Below are 2542 nucleotides of genomic sequence, written 5' to 3' on the forward strand. Positions count from 1 at the left end.
TCCCAGAACATAGATTCATTAAGCTTAATGGATACCTTTATCGGATTAGCCTTACTGTTGGCAGGCTGGCTGTCAAGGTATTTCTGTAACTCCGCCGCGCTGTTGAGGCTTTTGGCACTTCCGCTCTGACCAAAGCTATTTGCCGCTGATAATATGAATACTGCTGCAAGCGCAATCACAAACGCTGTGAAAATAGTTTTTTTCATTTTAAACTCCTTTTGTGGTTAATTTCTATCTCATAGTAACATTATAACATAAAATTATAAATAAAACTAAGTAGAACTGGGAATGTCCAAAAAAAAATTACGCTAAAAAGTGAATTTTTTTGAAAATATTTTTTACCACGAACCACACGAACAAGGAGCGAAGCGAGAGCGAAGATATTTACTACAAATATGCGTGTAATAGAGAATCAAAGGGATCATTGGGTTTTGTCCGACAGCTACGCATGAACTTCACGATAAGATAACGGACAAAAACCCCTTAACCTCCGCTCTCCGGTACGCATATATTTGAAGCAAGTCTCTTCGCTTTCTTTGTTCGTGTTGGTTCGTGTGGTTCGTGGTAAAAAAATTTTTCCTTTTTGTTCGTGTGGTTCGTAGACAAAAAAAGCCCCCGACCGCAATCAGGGGCTTCATCACATTTTGCACAAAAAACTAGAAAGGCCTCTCCGCTAAATACTTGTACTCTTTATACACGCGCTCAGCCTGTTTCTTGGCTTTCGCGAGCAGCATGTCGGCGCGGGCGGGGTCTGCGGCTTTAAGGCTCTTGAAGCGGACTTCTTTGTACATGAAGTCTTCAAGGTTGTAGGTCGGCTCTTTTGAGTCAAGCTGGAAGGGGTTCTTTCCCTGCTCTTTCAGGCGCGGATCGTAGCGGTACAATGGCCACAGGCCGCATGTTACCGCAGCCTTGCCCTGATCCAAGCCCTTGCTCATGTCGATGCCGTGGTTGATACAGTGCGCGTAGGCGATAATCAAAGACGGGCCGTTGTAGGATTCAGCTTCGCGGAAAGCTTTAATCACCTGAGCCATGTTTGCGCCTAACGAAATTCTAGCTACATAGACATAGCCGTAACTCATGGCGATTGCGCCAAGGTCTTTCTTGACAATTTCTTTTCCTGAGGCGGCGAACTTCGCGATAGCGCCAACCGGCGTGGATTTTGACATCTGGCCGCCGGTGTTGGAGTAAACTTCGGTGTCTAAGCAGAGCAGGTTTACATTCTTGCCGGAAGCGAGTACGTGGTCAAGGCCGCCGAAACCGATGTCGTAAGCCCAGCCGTCGCCGCCGAAGCCCCATACAGACCTTTTAATAAAGTGGTCGGCGAGCGAGAGCAGTAATTTTGCCGTGGAACTTGAATTGCCTTTTAGGGCTGCTTTTAGTTCGTCAACATTTTTGCGCTGTTCTTCGATAGCGGCATCGTCAGCCTGAGCGTTGGCAAGGAGTTTGTCGATGATTGCGGCGGCTATTCCTTCGCTCTTTGCTTTGGCTGCCATTTCATGGGCATGGATAGCAAGCTTGTCGCTTGTAAGCCTGAAGCCCAGCGCAAATTCAGCGGTGTCTTCAAAGAGGCTGTTTGACCATACGGGACCGCGTCCTGCGGCGTTCTGGCAGTAAGGAGTGGTGGGCAGGTTTCCGCCGTAGATTGAGGAACAACCTGTGGCGTTGCCAATGAGTGCCCTGTCGCCGAAAAGCTGGGACATAAGTTTAATGTAGGGCGTTTCGCCGCAGCCGCCGCAAGCGCCTGAGAATTCAAATAACGGGCGTTTGTAGGCAAGAGCTTTTGGATTGCTCAATTCTCCGGCGGCGGGAGTTTCAGGCAGGCTCATGAAGTAATCCCATATCGCTTTTTGTTCGGCGTGGAATTCGGGATCATCAGAATATGATTTATAGGTAAGGGCCTTAGGAGCATTGTCGTCTTTGCACTTGGGACAGATATTAAAGCATACTCCACATTCATAGCAGTCTTCGCACGCGATGACCAATGTCGCTTTTTGCCCTTCAATCGGTTTAGGTTTGATCTCTGTGGTTTGGAAGCCCTTTGGCGCTTTCGCGATCTGATCTGCCGTAAGGTTTTTCATGCGGATACAGGCATGGGGGCAAACCACGGAACAGAAACCGCACTGGGTGCAAACGTCGGGGTTCCAAATCGGAACCCTTTCCGCTACAGAGCGTTTTTCGTACTGGCTTGTCGCCGTGGGGAAAGTTCCGTCTTCCGGAATTTTACTGACGGGCAATGTGTCACCGGCTTGGAAGGAGGCGGTTCCCAATGTGTCTTTTATCCACTCGGTTCTTGCCGTGGCAAAAGGCACTTTCATGTGGTTAGAGCCGTCTGCCTTGGAAGGATAATCCACTTTTTCAACGGCGCCTAACGCTGCGTCTACCGTCTTGTAGTTTTTCTCAACAACGTCGGCTCCCTTTTTGCCGTAGGAATGTTGGATATGCTCTTTCATTAATTTGACGGCTTCGGCTTCTTCCAGTATGCCGGAAATTTTAAAGAAGGCGGCCTGCATAACCGTATTTGTACGGTTGCCCATTCCCGTAT

At 48.4% G+C, this 2542-nt stretch carries 2 protein-coding genes; both read right to left on the minus strand.

What is annotated here, in order from left to right; translation table 11 throughout:
• Positions 1–206: hypothetical protein (locus tag ACYVRH_RS11700; protein WP_461257094.1), on the minus strand; the 206-nt coding region annotated here is incomplete at its 3' end.
• Positions 207–656: 450 nt separating this feature from the next.
• A partial coding sequence (locus ACYVRH_RS11705; protein ID WP_461257095.1) for a thiamine pyrophosphate-dependent enzyme occupies positions 657–2542 on the minus strand: 1886 nt, incomplete at its 5' end.

The organism is Treponema sp. R80B11-R83G3 (genome assembly GCF_054786115.1).